The organism is Roseateles sp. PN1 (assembly GCF_038419725.1).
Lineage (GTDB): Bacteria > Pseudomonadota > Gammaproteobacteria > Burkholderiales > Burkholderiaceae_C > Paucibacter_A.
Genome location: NZ_JBCARA010000003.1, coordinates 448,984 through 465,867, shown reverse-complemented (window position 1 = coordinate 465,867; position 16,884 = coordinate 448,984). Strand labels below are relative to the sequence as shown.

General features: G+C 61.8%; 15 protein-coding genes. 11 read left to right on the top strand and 4 right to left on the bottom strand.

Annotation, left to right across the window (positions count from 1 at the left end; translation table 11 throughout):
- Positions 1-150: 150 nt before the first annotated feature.
- From AABB87_RS07060 to AABB87_RS07050, 3 genes are all read right to left on the bottom strand, one after another.
- On the bottom strand, positions 151-768 hold the full coding sequence (locus AABB87_RS07060) for a hypothetical protein (RefSeq protein WP_341970587.1): 618 nt from the start codon (positions 766-768) through the stop codon (positions 151-153).
- Between the two features lie 270 nt (positions 769-1,038).
- Entirely contained in the window at positions 1,039-2,043 is a 1,005-nt protein-coding gene (locus AABB87_RS07055) for an HpcH/HpaI aldolase/citrate lyase family protein (RefSeq protein WP_341970586.1), read from the bottom strand.
- Positions 2,044-2,194: 151 nt separating this feature from the next.
- Positions 2,195-3,181 carry a malate dehydrogenase gene (locus AABB87_RS07050; protein ID WP_341970585.1) on the bottom strand — a complete coding sequence of 329 codons (987 nt, stop codon included), beginning with the start codon at positions 3,179-3,181 and terminating at the stop codon, positions 2,195-2,197.
- 272 nt (positions 3,182-3,453) lie between these two features.
- On the opposite strand from AABB87_RS07050, the gene AABB87_RS07045 reads away from it, so the two are divergent.
- The 11 genes from AABB87_RS07045 (at position 3,454) to AABB87_RS06995 (ending at position 14,249) form a co-directional block, all read left to right on the top strand.
- Positions 3,454-4,233, top strand: a complete 780-nt coding sequence (locus AABB87_RS07045) for a GntR family transcriptional regulator (protein ID WP_082679912.1) — start codon at positions 3,454-3,456, stop codon at positions 4,231-4,233.
- Positions 4,234-4,326: 93 nt separating this feature from the next.
- Positions 4,327-4,764, top strand: a complete 438-nt coding sequence (gene sdhC, locus AABB87_RS07040; protein WP_341970584.1) for a succinate dehydrogenase, cytochrome b556 subunit — start codon at positions 4,327-4,329, stop codon at positions 4,762-4,764.
- Positions 4,765-4,804: 40 nt separating this feature from the next.
- On the top strand, positions 4,805-5,164 hold the full coding sequence (gene sdhD / locus AABB87_RS07035; RefSeq protein WP_058719878.1) for a succinate dehydrogenase, hydrophobic membrane anchor protein: 360 nt from the start codon (positions 4,805-4,807) through the stop codon (positions 5,162-5,164).
- The gene (gene sdhA / locus AABB87_RS07030; RefSeq protein ID WP_058719877.1) at positions 5,164-6,966 is read left to right on the top strand and encodes a succinate dehydrogenase flavoprotein subunit; all 1,803 of its coding nucleotides are present in this window, start codon (positions 5,164-5,166) and stop codon (positions 6,964-6,966) included. The genes sdhD and sdhA overlap by 1 nt, the downstream gene beginning before the upstream one ends.
- A gap of 142 nt (positions 6,967-7,108) precedes the next feature.
- Positions 7,109-7,813, top strand: coding sequence for a succinate dehydrogenase iron-sulfur subunit (locus AABB87_RS07025; protein ID WP_058719876.1), 705 nt, complete (start codon positions 7,109-7,111; stop codon positions 7,811-7,813).
- A gap of 44 nt (positions 7,814-7,857) precedes the next feature.
- Positions 7,858-8,136, top strand: coding sequence for an FAD assembly factor SdhE (locus tag AABB87_RS07020; RefSeq protein WP_058722202.1), 279 nt, complete (start codon positions 7,858-7,860; stop codon positions 8,134-8,136).
- A 29-nt stretch (positions 8,137-8,165) separates the two neighbouring features.
- The gene (gene gltA, locus AABB87_RS07015) at positions 8,166-9,476 is read left to right on the top strand and encodes a citrate synthase (protein ID WP_058719875.1); all 1,311 of its coding nucleotides are present in this window, start codon (positions 8,166-8,168) and stop codon (positions 9,474-9,476) included.
- A 301-nt stretch (positions 9,477-9,777) separates the two neighbouring features.
- On the top strand, positions 9,778-10,827 hold the full coding sequence (locus tag AABB87_RS07010) for a LacI family DNA-binding transcriptional regulator (RefSeq protein ID WP_341970583.1): 1,050 nt from the start codon (positions 9,778-9,780) through the stop codon (positions 10,825-10,827).
- Between the two features lie 70 nt (positions 10,828-10,897).
- Positions 10,898-11,875: a ribokinase gene (gene rbsK, locus AABB87_RS07005; RefSeq protein ID WP_341970582.1), complete on the top strand. Its 978-nt coding sequence runs from the start codon at positions 10,898-10,900 to the stop codon at positions 11,873-11,875.
- The gene (locus tag AABB87_RS07000) at positions 11,872-12,879 is read left to right on the top strand and encodes a nucleoside hydrolase (RefSeq protein ID WP_341970581.1); all 1,008 of its coding nucleotides are present in this window, start codon (positions 11,872-11,874) and stop codon (positions 12,877-12,879) included. The genes rbsK and AABB87_RS07000 overlap by 4 nt, the downstream gene beginning before the upstream one ends.
- Before the next feature lie 50 nt (positions 12,880-12,929).
- Entirely contained in the window at positions 12,930-14,249 is a 1,320-nt protein-coding gene (locus AABB87_RS06995; RefSeq protein WP_341970580.1) for a TRZ/ATZ family hydrolase, read from the top strand.
- Positions 14,250-14,517: 268 nt separating this feature from the next.
- Here the strand turns inward: AABB87_RS06995 and AABB87_RS06990 are convergent, their stop codons facing one another.
- The gene (locus AABB87_RS06990; RefSeq protein ID WP_341970579.1) at positions 14,518-16,488 is read right to left on the bottom strand and encodes a DUF5666 domain-containing protein; all 1,971 of its coding nucleotides are present in this window, start codon (positions 16,486-16,488) and stop codon (positions 14,518-14,520) included.
- Between the last annotated feature and the right edge of the window lie 396 nt (positions 16,489-16,884).

Below are 16,884 nucleotides of genomic sequence, written 5' to 3'. Positions count from 1 at the left end.
ACGCGGGGCCTGTTCGGAGTGAAAAGGTTTGGTATGACTCAGAAAGTATGCATGAATTCTACATACTTTCCTGGCTTGATGTTTGGGCCTAGGCCGAAAAAAAGCCCCGCCGCAGCGCTTCGTGCTGGCGGGGCTGGTCCCTAATTGGAATTAAGGCTTCTCGACCCGTGGGGTGATGCCCAGGCCGTTGACAGCGCTCAGGTCGATGCCGGAGGCGGCAGCGGCAGCGGCGGCGGCGCGGGCCAGATCGATCAGGGTGCGCTGCTCGGGGTGTAGGCATTCATCCACGATGCGCTGGCCGACTTGGGTGTCCAGCAGCATGGACTTGTTGGCGATCTGAATCATCAACGTGCGGCCGGTCACGTCTTCCAGGCGCAGCGCACCGGTGCTGGAGAGCACGGGCTTCATGGTGTACACCTGCTTGAGGTACTTCACGTCCACATAGCCGGCGGCTGTGGCGTGCGGCTCCAACTCGATCGATTGCTTGAACTCGCAGTCGTAGCGGCCCAGGTAGGCGCGCTTGGCGGCTTCGAGTTGTTCGGCCGAGGCTTCGGCCAGTGGGATGACGACGGGGGCCTTGACTTCGACTTTCTTCACGGCTTTGGATGCCTTGGCTGCCGGCTTGGCAGCTGGCTTGGCGGCAGCGGCTGCCGTTGCTGCTTTTTGCGCGCCAGCATTGGGCTCGGCGGCGCCGGCTTGCAGGCTGCTGCCCAGCAGGCTCAGCAGTGCGAGCGACAAGAGGCTACGTTTCAATTGAATCGAATTCATGGCGATGGGATGAGCGAATGAGTTGGCGAGATCGCGGCTTGAAAAATTAGGGTGCGGAGGATGGAGGGCGGCATGCGTCCGGGCAAATATGGAGCCAGGGCGCATGACGCGAGTCCTCATCCTCGCATTGTCACTCTTTGCTGGGTTCATTTGACCGAGCAACTGTGTCAAAGGGTTCAGTGCTGATGGGAGTTTGAGTCATCAAGGTGTGGAGAAGGCGGGTTCGGGTGCAGGGCTAACCGGCTTGCCGCATTCAGTTGGCTGTATGTATCAAGCGGAGGCTGAGCTTGCTGGGGCAAAAAATGCCTGGCGCACTTCGGCTGGTAAGACCTGGCCTGTACGGTGGGCGCGCTCCAGCACGTGCCAGAAGAAGCGGTAGCTCGCACGGTCATGCAGATTGTTGCGGTGCTGGATCGGCGCCCACTGGGCGGCCTGGGCCGCGTAAATGATCTCGATGGCTTCGTCCACCTCGGCGGTGCTGGGGGCGAAGGCATCGAGGATGACTTGAATCTGCGCCGGGTGGATGCTCCACATGCGGGTGTAGCCGAACTCGCGCGCGGCGCGTGTGGCGGCGTTTTGCAATGCGTCGCTGTCCTTGAACTCGGTCACCACGCAGTGCGAGGGTGTTTTGCCGTGGCCATGGGCAGCAGCGGAAATCTCCAACTTGGCGCGCGCAATCAGGGGGTGGTCAAACTGGCCTTCGGCGCTCAGACCGGAGCGGGGGATGGCGCCTTGGTGGGCAGAGACAAAATCCATCAGCCCGAAGGAGATCGACTCGATGCGTCGGTGTGCGGCAATCGCCTGCACATCGCGTAGTGCGCCGTGGGTTTCGATCAGTGCATGCAGAGGCAGGGCTTTGCGAACACCGTGGCGTTGCAGGCTGGCGTCCACAAAGGCGCAGGCGGCGTTCAAGTCGGCAAAGTTGCGAGGCTTGGGCAGCATCAGGTAGGCGAGTGCTTCGCCGGCCTGGCCCACCAAGGCGTCCACATCGGCCTCGAAGGCGGGGTGATCGAAGGGGTGGACGCGCGCGCCCACGCGGCCCCAGCGGTTGGCGGGGCTGAGGGCCTTGTCTATCACCAACTGGCGTTGCTCTGCTTCGGCGCCAACGGGGGCGCCGTCTTCCAGATCCAGCGTGATGTCGAATACCGGGCCCATCTCGGCCTGCAGGGCCAGGCTTTTATCCATGCGCACTTCAACGCCGCAGTAGTGATCTACAACGGGTAGTGCGGTGGTTTGTTCGTCGGTGTCGAAAAGCGCTTGTTTGGGGTGGAGCATGGTTGTTGTGATGACGATGGCTATTCTTTGCAGTGCTGCATATTGCCACGGCATTGCGCTTTGCGGCGTGGTGGGCAAGGCGTGGCAGGCATGTAAAAAGGCCCTGCCTTCCTCGCGGAGGGCAGGGCCTTGATCTTTTGGCTGCAGGGAATCAGACCAGGTGCTTGACGCCGTCTTGCTCGCCCAGCAGTTCGTCCAGGGTCTTCTTGATGCACTCTTGCGAGAAGGCATCGATTTCCAGACCTTCGACGATCTTGTACTCGCCACCTTCGCAGGTCACGGGGTAGCCGAACATGACTTCCTTGGGGATGCCGTATTCGCCGTTCGAAGGAATGCCCATGGTGACCCATTTGCCGTTGGTGCCCAGGGCCCAGTCGCGCATATGGTCGATGGCAGCGTTGGCAGCCGAAGCAGCCGACGACAGGCCGCGAGCGGCGATGATGGCGGCGCCGCGCTTGCCGACGGTGGGCAAGAAGGTTTCGCGGTTCCAGGTCTCGTCATTGATCATGTCCTTGACCGAAGCGCCGCCGATGGTGGCGAAGCGGTAGTCAGCGTACATGGTGGGCGAGTGGTTGCCCCAGACGGCCAATTTCTCGATCTCGGCCACGGCCTTGCCGGTCTTGGCAGCGATTTGCGAAGCGGCGCGGTTGTGGTCCAGGCGCAGCATGGCGGTGAAGTTCTTGGCCGGCAGATCCGGGGCCGACTTCATGGCGATGTAGGCATTGGTGTTGGCGGGGTTGCCGACGACCAGCACCTTGACATTGCGCGAAGCAACAGCGTTCAGGGCCTTGCCTTGAGCGGTGAAGATGGCGCCGTTGATGGCCAGCAGCTCCGAGCGCTCCATGCCAGGGCCGCGGGGACGCGAGCCAACCAGCAGGGCGTAGTCGGTGTCCTTGAAGGCGGTCATTGGGTCGCTGTGGGCTTCGATGCCGGCCAGCAGCGGGAAGGCGCAGTCTTCCAACTCCATGATCACGCCCTTCAGCGCGTTCTGGGCCTTCTCGTCGGGGATCTCCAGCAATTGCAGGATGACGGGCTGGTCCTTGCCCAGCATTTCGCCGGAGGCGATGCGAAACAGCAGGGCGTAGCCAATTTGGCCTGCGGCGCCGGTAACGGCAACGCGAACGGGTTTCTTGCTCATGTGATTGCTCCGAAGGTAGTAAAAAACTGCTGCAATAAATTCCTGCCTGGGCGAGGCTTGTTGGTGCCCTCGCTGTGCCAGCGCTTGACCTGCAAGTGTAGGCCAGTCCAAGGGAATTCCCTTGCACAGAACTGACCCGCGTGCGTGCGGTGACGTGATTATGACGCGATGTTGCGTTTTTGCTGCTGGTCTTATGTCTTATAGAAGACATCTAGCATTTTGCAGCTGATGTGGGTGGACGTCGGCCCCCGCCCTGTGCTGCAATACCGCCCATGCCAACTTCGCCCGTCCGTTCTGCAGTCAAGTCTGCCGCCGCCCATGCGGGGTCGACGCTGGCCGGGCCGTCTTTTAGTCCGCTATACGCACAAATCAAGGGCTTGTTGATCGCCAGCCTGCAAGGCGGCGAATGGAAGGCCGGCGAGGCGATTCCGAGTGAGTTGGATTTGGCGGGGCGTTTCGGCGTGAGCCAAGGCACGGTGCGCAAGGCCATCGACGAGATGGCGTCGGAAAACCTCTTGGTGCGCCGGCAGGGCAAGGGCACATTTGTGACTACCCATGCTGAGCAAAAAATGCAGTACCGGTTTTTGCGCCTGGTGCCGGACGAGGGCTCAACCAGTTTGGAGCGGCAATTGCTCGACTGCAAGCGCATGCGCGCGCCCGCCGCCATTGCCAAACAGTTGCAAATGCGTGCCGGCGAACAAATGGTGGAGGTACGGCGCTTGTTGAAGGCAGCCGGCCGGCCGGTGGTGTTGGATGACATCTGGTTGCCGGGGCAGCTCTTCAAAGGGCTCACTACCGAGCGCCTGAATCAATACCGCGGGCCTTTTTATGGCTTGTTTGAGGCCGAGTTTGGCGTTCACATGATCCGCGCGCAAGAAAAAATCCGCGCCTTGGCGGCTGATGCCGAGGTGGCCGAGTTGTTGCAAGTGCCGGTGGGCGCGCCGCTGCTCAGCGTGGAGCGCTTGTCCTTCACTTATGGCGACCGGCCTGTGGAGTTGCGCCGCGGGCTCTACCACACCGAATCACACTTTTATCGCAATGAGTTGAACTAATGCGGCATAGGGCTTTTGCACGCGCTGTAAGCCTAGCGTCTGCTGCATTGCAATAAACTCTGGGAGTTTCACGTTGATTACACAAGGTCAGGTATGACAAACACCACCAAGATTAAAGCGGCCAGACCGGTCTATCGCAATATTCACATCAGTCAGATCAGTTCATACCGGCTGCCGCCGGCAGGCATCGTTTCCATCCTGCACCGGATCAGCGGTTTGATGATGTTTTTGCTGCTGCCCTTCGTCGTTTGGATGTTCGACATGAGCTTGACGTCGGAAATCTCTTACGACGCCTTCACCAATGCCTTCGTGGCCGGTATCGGCTTCGTGCCGGCCTGGTTCGTCAAGCTGACGGTGTTGGCTTTGTTGTGGGGCTATTTGCATCACTTCATTGCCGGTGTGCGCCACCTCTGGATGGACGCGACCCACAGCGTCTCCAAGGAGCATGGCCACAGCACGGCAGTCATGACGCTGGCTTTGAGCGTGCTGCTGACGCTGTTGCTGGGCGCCAAGCTCTTCGGCCTGTATTGATTCGGTCAGCCGATCAAGACTGAGAAAGAAAGAAAAAACTATGAGTACTTTTGGCAGCAAACGCACCGTGGTCGGTGCGCATTACGGCTTGCGTGACTGGCTGGCGCAGCGCGTCACCGCCGTGTTGATGGCCGTGTTCACCGTGGTGGTGTTGGCGCAGTTCCTGATGCCCGGCGCCCTGGGTTATGACCGCTGGGCCGGCATCTTCGCCCAGCAGTGGATGAAGTTCCTGACCTTTGTCGTCATCTTGTCCCTGGCGTACCACGCTTGGGTTGGCACGCGCGATATTTGGATGGATTACGTGAAGCCCGTCGGTCTGCGCCTGGCTTTGCATGTGTTTACCTTGGTTTGGTTGTTGGGCTGCGCCGGCTGGGCAGTTCAAGTGTTGTGGAGAATGTGATGACGGCGGCGACTACTAATTCGATTCCTAAGCGCAAGTTCGATGTGGTCATCGTCGGCGCGGGCGGCTCTGGCATGCGTGCCTCGCTGCAACTGTCGCTGGCCGGCCTGAACGTGGCGGTGCTGAGCAAGGTCTTCCCGACCCGCTCGCACACTGTGGCGGCGCAGGGTGGCGTGAGCGCCTCGCTGGGCAATATGTCTGAGGACAACTGGCACTATCACTTCTTCGACACCGTCAAGGGTTCTGACTGGCTGGGCGACCAAGACGCCATCGAGTTCATGTGCCGCGAAGCGCCCAAGGTCGTTTACGAGCTTGAGCATTTCGGCATGCCTTTCGACCGCAATGCCGACGGCACGATTTATCAGCGCCCCTTTGGCGGCCACACTGCCAACTACGGTGAAAAGCCGGTGCAGCGCGCCTGCGCCGCGGCCGACCGTACCGGCCACGCGATGCTGCACACGCTGTATCAGCAAAACGTCAAGGCTAAGACGCAGTTCTTCGTCGAGTGGATGGCGCTGGACCTGATCCGCAACGAAGCGGGCGATGTGGTTGGCGTGACCGCGCTGGAAATGGAAACCGGCGAGCTTCACATCATGGAAGCCAAGACCGTGCTGCTGGCCACCGGCGGTGCAGGGCGCATCTTTGCCGCCTCCACCAATGCCTTCATCAACACCGGCGACGGCCTGGGCATGGCAGCTCGTGCCGGCATCCCGCTGGAAGACATGGAGTTCTGGCAGTTCCACCCCACTGGTGTGCATAACGCCGGCGTGCTGCTGACCGAAGGTTGCCGCGGCGAAGGCGCCATTTTGCGCAATTGCAATGGCGAGCGCTTCATGGAGCGCTACGCGCCGACGCTGAAAGACCTGGCCCCGCGCGACTTCGTGTCACGCTGCATGGACCAGGAAATCAAGGAAGGTCGCGGCTGCGGTCCCAACAAGGACTACATCGAGCTGGACATGACCCACTTGGGCGGTGAGACCATCATGAAGCGCCTGCCTTCGGTGTTCGAGATCGGCCACAACTTCGCCAACGTCGACATCACCAAGGAACCGATTCCTGTGGTGCCGACCATCCACTACCAGATGGGTGGCATCCCGACCAATATCTATGGTCAGGTTGTTGTGCCTAAGGACGGCGAACCCAACACGGTGGTGAACGGCTTGTATGCCGTGGGCGAATGCGCCTGCGTCAGCGTGCACGGCGCCAACCGCCTGGGCACCAACTCGCTGCTGGACTTGCTGGTGTTCGGCCGTGCAGCCGGCAACCACATCGTCGAGTCCGGCCTGAAGTCGCAGCAGCACAAGCCTTTGCCGGCCAATGCAGGGGCGGACTCCGTGGCCCGTATCGCCCGTCTGGACAACAGCCAGAGCGGCGAGTACGCCCAAGACGTTGCCAACGATCTGCGCTTGGCCATGCAGCGTCACGCCGGTGTGTTCCGCACCCAAGCGATGCTGGACGAGGGCGTGGTCAAGGTGGCTGAGATTGCCGAGCGCGTGGGCAACATCACGCTCAAGGACAAGTCCAAGGTCTTCAACACGGCCCGTATCGAAGCGCTGGAAGTCGAGAACCTGATCGAAGTGGCCAAGGCCACCATCGTCTCGGCGGCAGCCCGTCGCGAGAGCCGCGGTGCCCACACGGTGGATGACTACGGCGATACGCCGGCTCACCCGAATGGCCGCAATGACGAAGAGTGGATGAAGCACACCCTGTGGTATTCGGAAGGCAGCCGTCTGGACTACAAACCGGTCAAGCTCAAGCCGCTGACGGTGGATTCGATTCCACCAAAGGTCCGCACATTCTGATGTCTTTGCGGCAAAGGGCCTCGAGCGTGTTCGCATCCGGCCCTTTTGCCCACTGACTGAGGACTGACGGCCTTGAGTGGCAGCCCGATAGACCGCAAGCGCCTCGCGCTGCCACCAACTGACTAGAACAAGGATTAAGAAAATGACCAAGCGTACCTTCCAGATCTACCGCTACGACCCGGACAAGGATGCCAAGCCCTATATGCAGACCCTCGAGGTCGAGTTGGACGGCTCTGAGCGCATGTTGCTGGACGCCCTGGGTAAGCTCAAGGCGGCCGATCCGACGCTGAGCTTCCGTCGCAGCTGCCGCGAAGGCGTGTGCGGCTCCGACGCGATGAACATCAACGGCAAGAACGGTCTGGCCTGCCTGACCAATATGCGCACCTTGCCGGGCGTGATCGTCTTAAAGCCGCTGCCGGGCCTGCCGGTGGTGCGTGACCTGATCGTCGACATGACGCAGTTCTTCAAGCAGTACAACTCGATCAAGCCTTACCTGATCAACGACACGCCGCTGCCCGATAAGGAACGCCTGCAGTCGCCTGAAGAGCGGGATGAGCTGAACGGTCTGTACGAGTGCATCTTGTGCGCCAGCTGCTCGACCAGCTGCCCCAGCTTCTGGTGGAACCCTGACAAGTTCGTCGGCCCCGCCGGCTTGCTGCAGGCCTACCGCTTCATCGCTGACAGCCGCGATGAGGCCACCGCTGATCGTCTGGACAACCTGGAAGATCCGTACCGCCTGTTCCGCTGCCACACCATCATGAACTGCGTCGATGTCTGCCCCAAGGGTCTGAACCCGACCAAGGCCATCGGCAAGATCAAAGAAATGATGGTGCGTCGCGCCATCTGATGAGCCTAGACAAGACGCCGTGCACAAAGATCGCCAAGCCAGTTATGTCTGTTGAACCCAGCTCCATCATTGATGAGCGCGCCTTGTCCAAGCTGCGCTGGCGGTGCCGCCGTGGCTTGCTGGAGAACGATCTCTTCATTGAGCGTTTTTTTGACCGATATGCCCAAAGCCTGACCGAGTTTCAGGCCGAGGGGCTGCGCGTGCTGATGGACTTGTCCGACAACGATTTGCTGGACTTGCTATTGCGCCGCAAAGAGCCGGAAGGCGAGTTGGTCCGCGACGATGTGCACGAGGTTCTGGCCCTGCTGAGAACCACCTCTTAAGAATCCCCAAGAAGCCAAAGGAAAAGCCCATGACACCGTCAGACGTCAAAGCCACCCTGTCGTTCTCCGACGGCAGCCCCTCCATGGATCTGCCGCTCTACAAGGGCAGCATTGGTCCGGATGTGATCGACATCCGCAAGTTGTATGCCCAGACCGGCAAGTTCACCTACGACCCCGGCTTCCTGTCGACTGCCTCGTGCAACTCGACCATCACCTATATCGACGGTGATAAGGGCGAGCTGCTGTATCGCGGCTACCCGATTGAGCAACTGGCCACCAGCTGCGACTATCTGGAAACCTGCTATTTGCTCCTGTACGGAGAGTTGCCCAACCCTTCGCAGAAGGAAGAGTTCGTCAATCGCGTGACCAACCACACCATGGTCAACGAGCAGATGCAGTTCTTCCTGCGTGGCTTCCGCCGCGACGCGCATCCGATGGCCGTGATGACCGGCTTGGTCGGTGCCATGTCGGCCTTCTATCACGACTCGACGGACATTAATAATCCCGAGCACCGTGAAATCGCCGCCATCCGCTTGATCGCCAAGATGCCCACCCTGGTGGCCATGGCTTACAAGTACACCGTCGGCCAGCCTTACATCTACCCGAAGAATGACCTGTCCTATGCAGGCAACTTCATGCGCATGATGTTCGCCACGCCTTGTGAAGACTACAAGCCCAATGACGTGCTGGTGCGCGCCATGGACCGTATCTTCATCTTGCATGCCGACCACGAGCAAAACGCGTCGACATCGACCGTGCGCCTGTGCGGTTCCTCGGGCACCAACCCCTTCGCGGCCATCGCCGCAGGTGTGGCTTGCCTGTGGGGCCCGGCTCACGGCGGCGCCAACGAGGCAGCGCTGAATATGCTGGAAGACATCCAGCGCAACGGCGGCGTGGCCAAGATTGGCGAGTTCATCAAGCAGGTCAAGGACAAGAACAGCAGCGTCAAGCTGATGGGCTTCGGTCACCGTGTCTACAAGAACTACGACCCGCGCGCCAAGCTGATGCGCGAAACCTGCCATGAGGTGCTGGACGAGCTGGGTCTGCATGACGACCCGATGTTCAAGCTGGCCATGGAGTTGGAGAAGATCGCGCTGGAAGACGAGTACTTCGTTGCCCGCAAGCTCTACCCGAATGTGGACTTCTACTCCGGCATCGTGCAGCGCGCCATCGGCATCCCGGTGCCTTTGTTCACGGCCATCTTCTCGCTGGCCCGCACGGTCGGCTGGATTGCCCAGCTGAACGAAATGATCGGCGACCCCGAGTACAAGATCGGCCGTCCGCGTCAGCTCTTCGTCGGCTCCGCTGCCCGCAACGTGAAGCCCATCGGCGAGCGTTGATTCTGCATTGAGTTCGGGGCTTTGGCGCGCTGCTTAGCGCGCCGGACTTCCCGTTCAAACCCTCGCCACCACTCCAGCAGGAGTGGTGGCGAGGGTTTTTTTGTTTGGGCTAGGTGCCCCTGCGCTGTCAACTGGCCTGGCTTTGGGCTATGCTGCGGCCCGCTAGCAAACGTTTGCCCGGCCTGAGTAGGCGATTTTTTGTCTTCCCAGCCTTTGGCCGCCTTTCGCTTGGCGACTTTGGCAAGCTTTGCGCGCAATCCACTCACCACCAGCCCACTCGACCCGAACCTGAGTAAGCCTCTTGAGCACCATCAAAGATGTGGCGGCCCGTGCCGGTGTTTCCTTCACCACCGTGTCGCATGTGTTGAACAACACCCGGCCGGTCAGCGCCGAGGCCCGTCGTCGGGTCGAAGAGGCCGTGGAAGAGATTGGCTACCTGCCCAGCGCGGTGGCTCGCTCGCTGCGCACCAGCGAAACCAAGATCATCGGCGTGCTGGTGCCCAATGTGCAGAACCCCTTCTTTGCCGAGCTGGTTTGCGGGGTGGAGGAAAGCTGCCGCCTAGCTGGCTATTCGGTCTTTCTGTGCAATTCCGATAACGACCCCAAGCGCCAGTTGCAATACATGCGCACGCTGTTGGAGAAGCGGGTTGACGGCTTGCTACTGTCCTCAGCCGGCGACGACGAGGCGCTGGCCGGCATTTTCAAAATGGCCCGCGTGCCCGCCGTCACCGTGGACCGGCTGGTGCCGGGCGCCCGCGCCGACCGGGTCAGTGTCGACAATAGCCAAGGCGCCTATAACGCGGTCAAGCATTTGCTCGATCTGGGGCACAAGCGGGTGGCATGTATCAGCGGCCCGGCTGAATTTGAAGTCTCGCGTGAGCGTTTGGCAGGCTGGCGCCGGGCCTTGCAAGAGCATGGCTTGGCCGCTGATGAAGACTTGGTCGTCGAAGCCGACTTCAGCAGCCAGGGCGGATTTTTGGCCGCCAGCCGCTTGCTCAAGCAATCGGGCCTAGATAGTGCAGGGCAGGGCGAGTCAACTGAGCCTGTCATCAGCGCCATTTTTGCCAGCAATGACTTGATGGCCATCGGTGCACTGCGCGCCGCGGCCGAATGCGGCTTGAGTGTGCCGGGCCAGCTCTCCGTCATCGGCTTTGACGACATTGATTTGTGCCGTTATGTCTTTCCGGCCCTGACTACGGTGGGCTATTCCATCAAGGCCCTAGGCCAACGGGCCGGGCAGATGCTGATTGAGCGCATTGAGCAACCCGATGCTGCGTTCCAAGACCAGCAAATGACGCCCAGCCTGGTGCTGCGCGAGAGCACGGCCAAGCCATTCAACGCTGGCCAGTGAGCGACGGTCAGTTGGCGCTAAACATTGGGCAACAAGCCAGAGCAAGAAGCAGTGCAAGAAGACGAACAAGATGAGTAAACCGAACGAGACAACTTCTCCCCCCAGCGAAGCAGCAGCGCCGCAGGTGCCGGGCCGCGTGCTGGTGGTGGGCAGCATCAATATGGACATGGTGGCCCATGCCCAGCGTCTGCCAGCCCCCGGCGAGACCTTGGTGGGTCAGAGCTTTGTGATGGCACCCGGCGGCAAAGGTGCCAATCAGGCCGTGGCCGCCGCACGTTTGGGCGCGCGGGTGGCTTTTGTGTCCCGCGTCGGCACCCGCCAGCATGGCGCTGAATTGCTGCAGGCCTTGCAGGCCGAAGGCGTGGATGCCTCGTCCGTCGTACGCGACCCTGCGGTCCTGCCCGGTGTGGCCGTCATCATGGTGGCAAGCGAAGGCGGCGAGAACGCCATCGTCTACGTGCCCGGTAGCAATGCTGATTTGACGGCCGCTGATGTGCAGGCCGCTGCCGATCAGTTCCAGCCCGGTGCGGTGGTGGTGGCGCAGTTGGAAGTGCCGGTGCCAGCGATTCAGCAGGCTTTTGAGTTGGCGCGCGCCGCTGGCGCCCGCACGGTCTTGAACGCGGCGCCGGCCCTGGCCGTGCCGCCCGCCTTGCTGGCCCTGTGCGACTGGCTGGTGCTCAACGAGACCGAGGCCCAGCAATTGGCGGGTATCGAGGATGTGGAAGCCGCCGCGCGCTTGCTGCAAGCAAGCGGCGCGCGTGAGCTGCTGGTGACCCTGGGTGCCGCCGGCGTGTTGATGCTCGATGCTGTGGGCCAGATGCAGCGCCTGCCGGCCGCGGCCGTCAAGGCGGTGGACACGGTCGGCGCCGGCGACACCTTTGTCGGTGGCCTGGCCACCGGTTTGGCCGAAGGCTGCTCAGCCGAGCAGGCGGTGCGCTTGGGCATGGCTGCCGCTGCCATTGCGGTGAGCCGCAGCGGCGTGCAAAGCGCCATGCCGCTGCGTGCCGAGTTGCCCGCTGAATTCGCATCCATGAGGAGCCTCGCATGAGCCAACACACATCTCCACTGCAAGTCATTTTTGACACCGACCCCGGCATTGACGATGCCATGGCCCTCTATCTGCTGGCGCGCCATCCGGCCTTGCGCCTGCGCGCCATCACCACCGTGTTCGGCAATGCCTCGCTGGCGGTGACCACCCGCAATGCCCGCGCCCTGTGCGGCCTGTATGGCTTGGATGCTGCGCAGGTCTTGGTGGCGGCCGGTGCCGCAGGCCCCTTGCTGCCTGAGGCCGAGCGTGAGCATTCCACCCATGTGCACGGGGATGACGGCCTGGGCGGCAGGGCGGAGGTCGCCGTGGCCGCCACGACGGAGTTGCACCCGCTAGACCCGCGCCCGGCGCATCAGCTGATCTGCGATATGGTCAATGCTGAGCCGGGCCAGATCACCCTGATCGCCGTAGGCCCGATGACCAATCTGGCCTTGGCCTTGCGTCATGACCCCAGCATCGCCGCTAAGGTCAAGCAAGTCATCGTGATGGGCGGCGCCTTCGGCATTGAAGGCCGTGGCGGCAACGTCACGCCGGTGGCCGAAGCGAACATGATCAATGACCCCGAGGCGGCCGACATCGTCTTCACCGCCAACTGGCCCGTCGTCATTGTTGGCCTCGATGTGACCCAGGCCGTGGTGATGAGCCAGGATCACCTGGCGGCGCTGCAAGGTCGCGGCGGCGCGGTGGGGGACTTCCTTTGGCAAGCCACCCGCCATTACCAAGACTTCTACCACTCGGTGGACGGCATCATCGGCATCTACGCCCACGATGCCAGCGCGATTGCCTATGCCATTGAGCCAGAGGCCTTCACCCTGCGTGCCGGCCCGGTGCGCGTGGCGCTGGAAGGCATTGCGCGCGGCCAGACGATTCAAAGCCTGCGCGCGCCCGGCCGTCATGCCGAAGCTTGGGCGCAGGCGCCATCGCAGCAAGTCTGCGTGGCGGTGCAGAGCCAGCGGGTGCTGGATCTGTTTGATCAGGCCTTCGATGCCGCCGCAAACGACTAAAGTTCATGCTCGCCACTTGGCGAGCTTTGTTTTTCCAGGAGTAGCTTTCAATGCCTAACACCACCACCATCCTCAAAGCCCGTTGGTTGCTGCCGATGAGCCCGGGCAGCTCGGTGCTCGACCACCATGCGCTGGTGATGCAGGGCGAGCGCATTGCCGCCGTTTTGCCCTGGGCGCAGGCCGAGGCGCAGTACCCGGACGCGACTCGTGTCGAGCTGGGCGAGCATGTGCTGATCCCAGGCCTGATCAACGGCCACACCCATTCCGCCATGTCCTTGCTGCGCGGCGTTGCCGACGATGTGCCGCTGATGGACTGGCTCAACAACCATATCTGGCCGCTGGAAAAGAAGTGGGTCAGCGATGACTGGACCTACCAGGGCTCGCTGCTGAGTGCCTGCGAGGCGCTGCGCGGCGGCGTCACCTATCTCAACGATATGTATTTCTTCCCTGCCGCGATGGCGCGGGCAGCGATTGACAGCGGCGTGCGCGCCGGCGTCTCCATCAATGTGATTGACTTCCCCACCGGCTATGCGGCCAACGCGGCCGAGTACATCGCCAAAGGCCTGGAAGCCTACGAGCAGTTCAAGAACGAAAAGCTGCTGGACTGGACCTCGGCCCCGCATGCGCCTTACACCGTGTCGGACGAGACTTTTGTGCATTTGCGCGATCTGCGCGACCGCCTGAACCTGCAGATGCACTGCCATATCCATGAGACCCAGTTCGAGGTGGACGAGAGCGTCAAGCAACACGGCATGCGCCCGCTGGAGCGTCTGAACAAGCTGGGCTTACTGGATGAGCGCATGATGGCCGTGCACATGGTGCATTTGAACGAGGCTGAAATCGCTATGCTGGCCAAGCAGCGTGTGCACCTGGTGCACAACCCGAACTCGAATATGAAGCTGGCCTCGGGCGTCTGCCCGGTCACGGCGTTGGAAGAGGCGGGCGTCAACACCATTCTGGGCACCGATGGCGCGGCCTCGAATAACCGCCAAGACATGTTCGGCGAAATCCGCGCGGCCGCCTTGCTGGCCAAGGGCGTGACGCAGAACTCCACCACCGTCAGCGCCCGCACCGCGCTGGAAATGGCCACTATCCGCGCCGCCAAGGCCATGGGCCGTGAGGCGGATCTGGGTTCGCTGGAAGTGGGCAAGCTGGCCGACGTGGTGGCCGTGAGCCTGAGCGCGCTGGAGTGCCGCCCGGTCTACAACCCCGAGGCGCAGTTGGTGTACGTGGCCGGCCGTGAGCATGTGTCCGACGTGTGGGTCGGTGGCCGCCGTGTGCTGCAAGACCGGGTGCTGACCCAGGTCGAGCAGGCGGATGTGCTGGATCGCATCGAGCACATCGTGGCGCAGATGCAGGCGCAACGCTGATCGGCATCAAGGCTCGCTGTTCAGCGTGAGCCTCGACTTCTGGCATGCCAGAAGTCGGAAAAGGGCGTAGATCGCCCATAACGCCGCTTCGCACGGCCCCGCCTGTCCACACCAGCTGTGGGTAACTATGGGGATGGCCGCTGGAGTCTTGGGCAGAGGCCAGTAGGCATCGAGGATTCCCTGCCTTGCCTAAAAATGTGGCGCTGAAGGTGAAGCGAAAAAAAAGGGCCTGCAAGCGCAGGCCCTTTTTGCTTTCCGTGGAGCTGACTCAACCCGGCATGAAATGCACGCGTTTGGCGATCAGCACGCCATTGGTCAGGCTGCCCTTGATTTCCAGCTTGGCACCATTGGCCAATTTGGCGGCATTGCCATCGATGAACTCGACCTTGCTGCCGCTGGCATCGACCTTTTGGCCTGCAAGCATGAAGTTAGCGCTGCTGCTGAAGTCGGTCACCAAGCCGGCCAGATAAAGCACATCGCCACCCGCGGAATCCTTTTCTGGTTTCTCAATTTCAATCGACAGAGCTGTCAACACCGGCTTGCCGTCCACTGTCGTCAAGCTGGCCTTGACGCTGACCTTGGCGCCGTTCTTCAAGTCGGCCAAGGTGCTGCCGCTGGGTTGCAACTGGGTCGTGCTGCTGATCAGAACGGTATTGCTGCCGACCTGGAAGCTGCTGCTACTGGCATTGAAGATGAGGCCGGAGAAGCCCACCGTGCGGATCCCGCCGGTATTGGCGCTGGCGGCCGAGCCCTTCATGCTGGTGACGGTAAAGACGTTGGTGGCGGCGTCGAAGCTGCCTTCAACGCTCAACACTATGCCGTTGGCCAGGGTGCTCAGGCTCAGTCCACCTTCAAAGCTGAACTTGGTGGCATCACTCCATTGCACCGTCACGCCCAGCAAGCTCAGCTTCTTATTGGCCAGATCCAGGCCGCTGATTGCGCCTTGCAGGCTCGAGGGTTTGTTGGCCGGCGGGGCTTGCACTTCGATCTCCTTGGCCACGACGCCGCTGCTGGTCAACGGCCCCGTCACTTTGAGCCAGGTGCCGGTGGCGATGTCCGCCGCCTTGCCTTTGCTGAAGCTGGCATTGCTGCCGTCCACGACCGTGCCGCGCAGGGTGAAGTTGGCGATGGAGACAAAGTCGATCACTTGGCCGCTCAATTGCGCTTTCAAGGCGGTTTCCGGCTTGAACACCTTCAGGCTGGTGGCCTTCAGCACCCCGGCGCTCAGTGCACCTTTCGCGTAAGCCTGCGCGCCGTTGACCACATCGGCGGCTACGGTCCCTTCTTTCAGCGTGGCGCTGCTGGCATCCACTTGCACATCACCGATGCGCAGGGAGGCCAGTGACTGGAAGTCGCTGATCTGCCCGCCAATCGACAGGTCAGGGCTGTCAGGCAATTTCTTGCTGCGCACTTCAACGGCGCTGGCCGTCAGCACGGTGCTGCCTCCAGTTGTGGCCGGCGCGCTCTTGGCGACCACGCTGACCAACTTGCCGTTCTCGATCACCGCGCCGCTGGGCAGCAGCTTCGCATTGCTGTAGTCCACGGTGACGCTGCTGTTGCCGCCTAAGGTGAAGCGCTTGTTGGCGCTGTCCAGGCCCTGCACGGCGCCGCTGAGGCGGTAGATCTCGCTGCCGTCCTTGAGGCGGCGCTCGATCCGGGTGGCCGTGATGCTTCCGTCGCTGGCGACCGTGCCCGAGACTTTGAGTAGATCGCCCACCGCCAATTGGTTCAAGGCATTGAAGCCTTCGAATACGGTGGGCAAGGGGCCGGTGGCGGTGGCGCTGACCACCTTGATGGTTTGGCCGAATACATTCAGGCTGCCGGCGCTGGTGTCGATGGCACTGAGCGTGCCGACCAAGGCGAAATTCACCGCCAGGTTTTGCAACACGCCGTCTTTCAAGTCGGCCTGCACTCGCATGCCGGTGCGCAAATCACCCAGGGTGGCTTGGCTGCTGGCTTCGGGGTTGTTGGCGATGGCGACCTTGGCGCCGGTGTCGTCGAAGCGTTGGCCGTCGATGATGACGCTGCCAAAGCCGGTGATCGTGCCTTCCAGCAAGCTGGCCGCTGAGGCGGCAGGCGCGGGTGGGGCTGTCGGTGCAGGGGCAGGGGGTGGTGCGGGCGTGTCAGCGCTGCTGTTCGAGCCACCACCGCCACCGCAGGCGGCTAGGGCGGCTGCAGTTAGCAAGCTGACGAAGATGCCGGCGGTACGGCGCCAAGCCAGAGATTGGGGAGTTTTCATGGACCAGGACCTCAAGAACTGCTGAGAAGTCACCGCTGCGGGCAGCGGCGCTGGGCGCCCGCCGAAAAGGGGAGGGTGACGAACGCTGCCTTGAATGTACGGATTGCGCACAAGCTCGGGCGAGGCGATTTGTATCGAGATGCTCTTTGCGCAACTGGCGCGGCGTGCGCTTTGTCACAAAATTTGAAAGCCGTACTTGAGCGGCATTCGCACAAGCTTGAGAGGTACAGCGTGTGAGCGCGGAGCAGGGTGACAGCAAGTTTGCTGCGTGGAGGCGGAAAGCTTGCCAGTCCTCGGTAAAATCCCGGGTTTTGGTGCCCAGGCATGGCTGAATCGGCCGCCTTGGGCCCCGCCAGTATTCATTTTTTGCAATCAAAGCGTTGTAGCCCAGCGCGC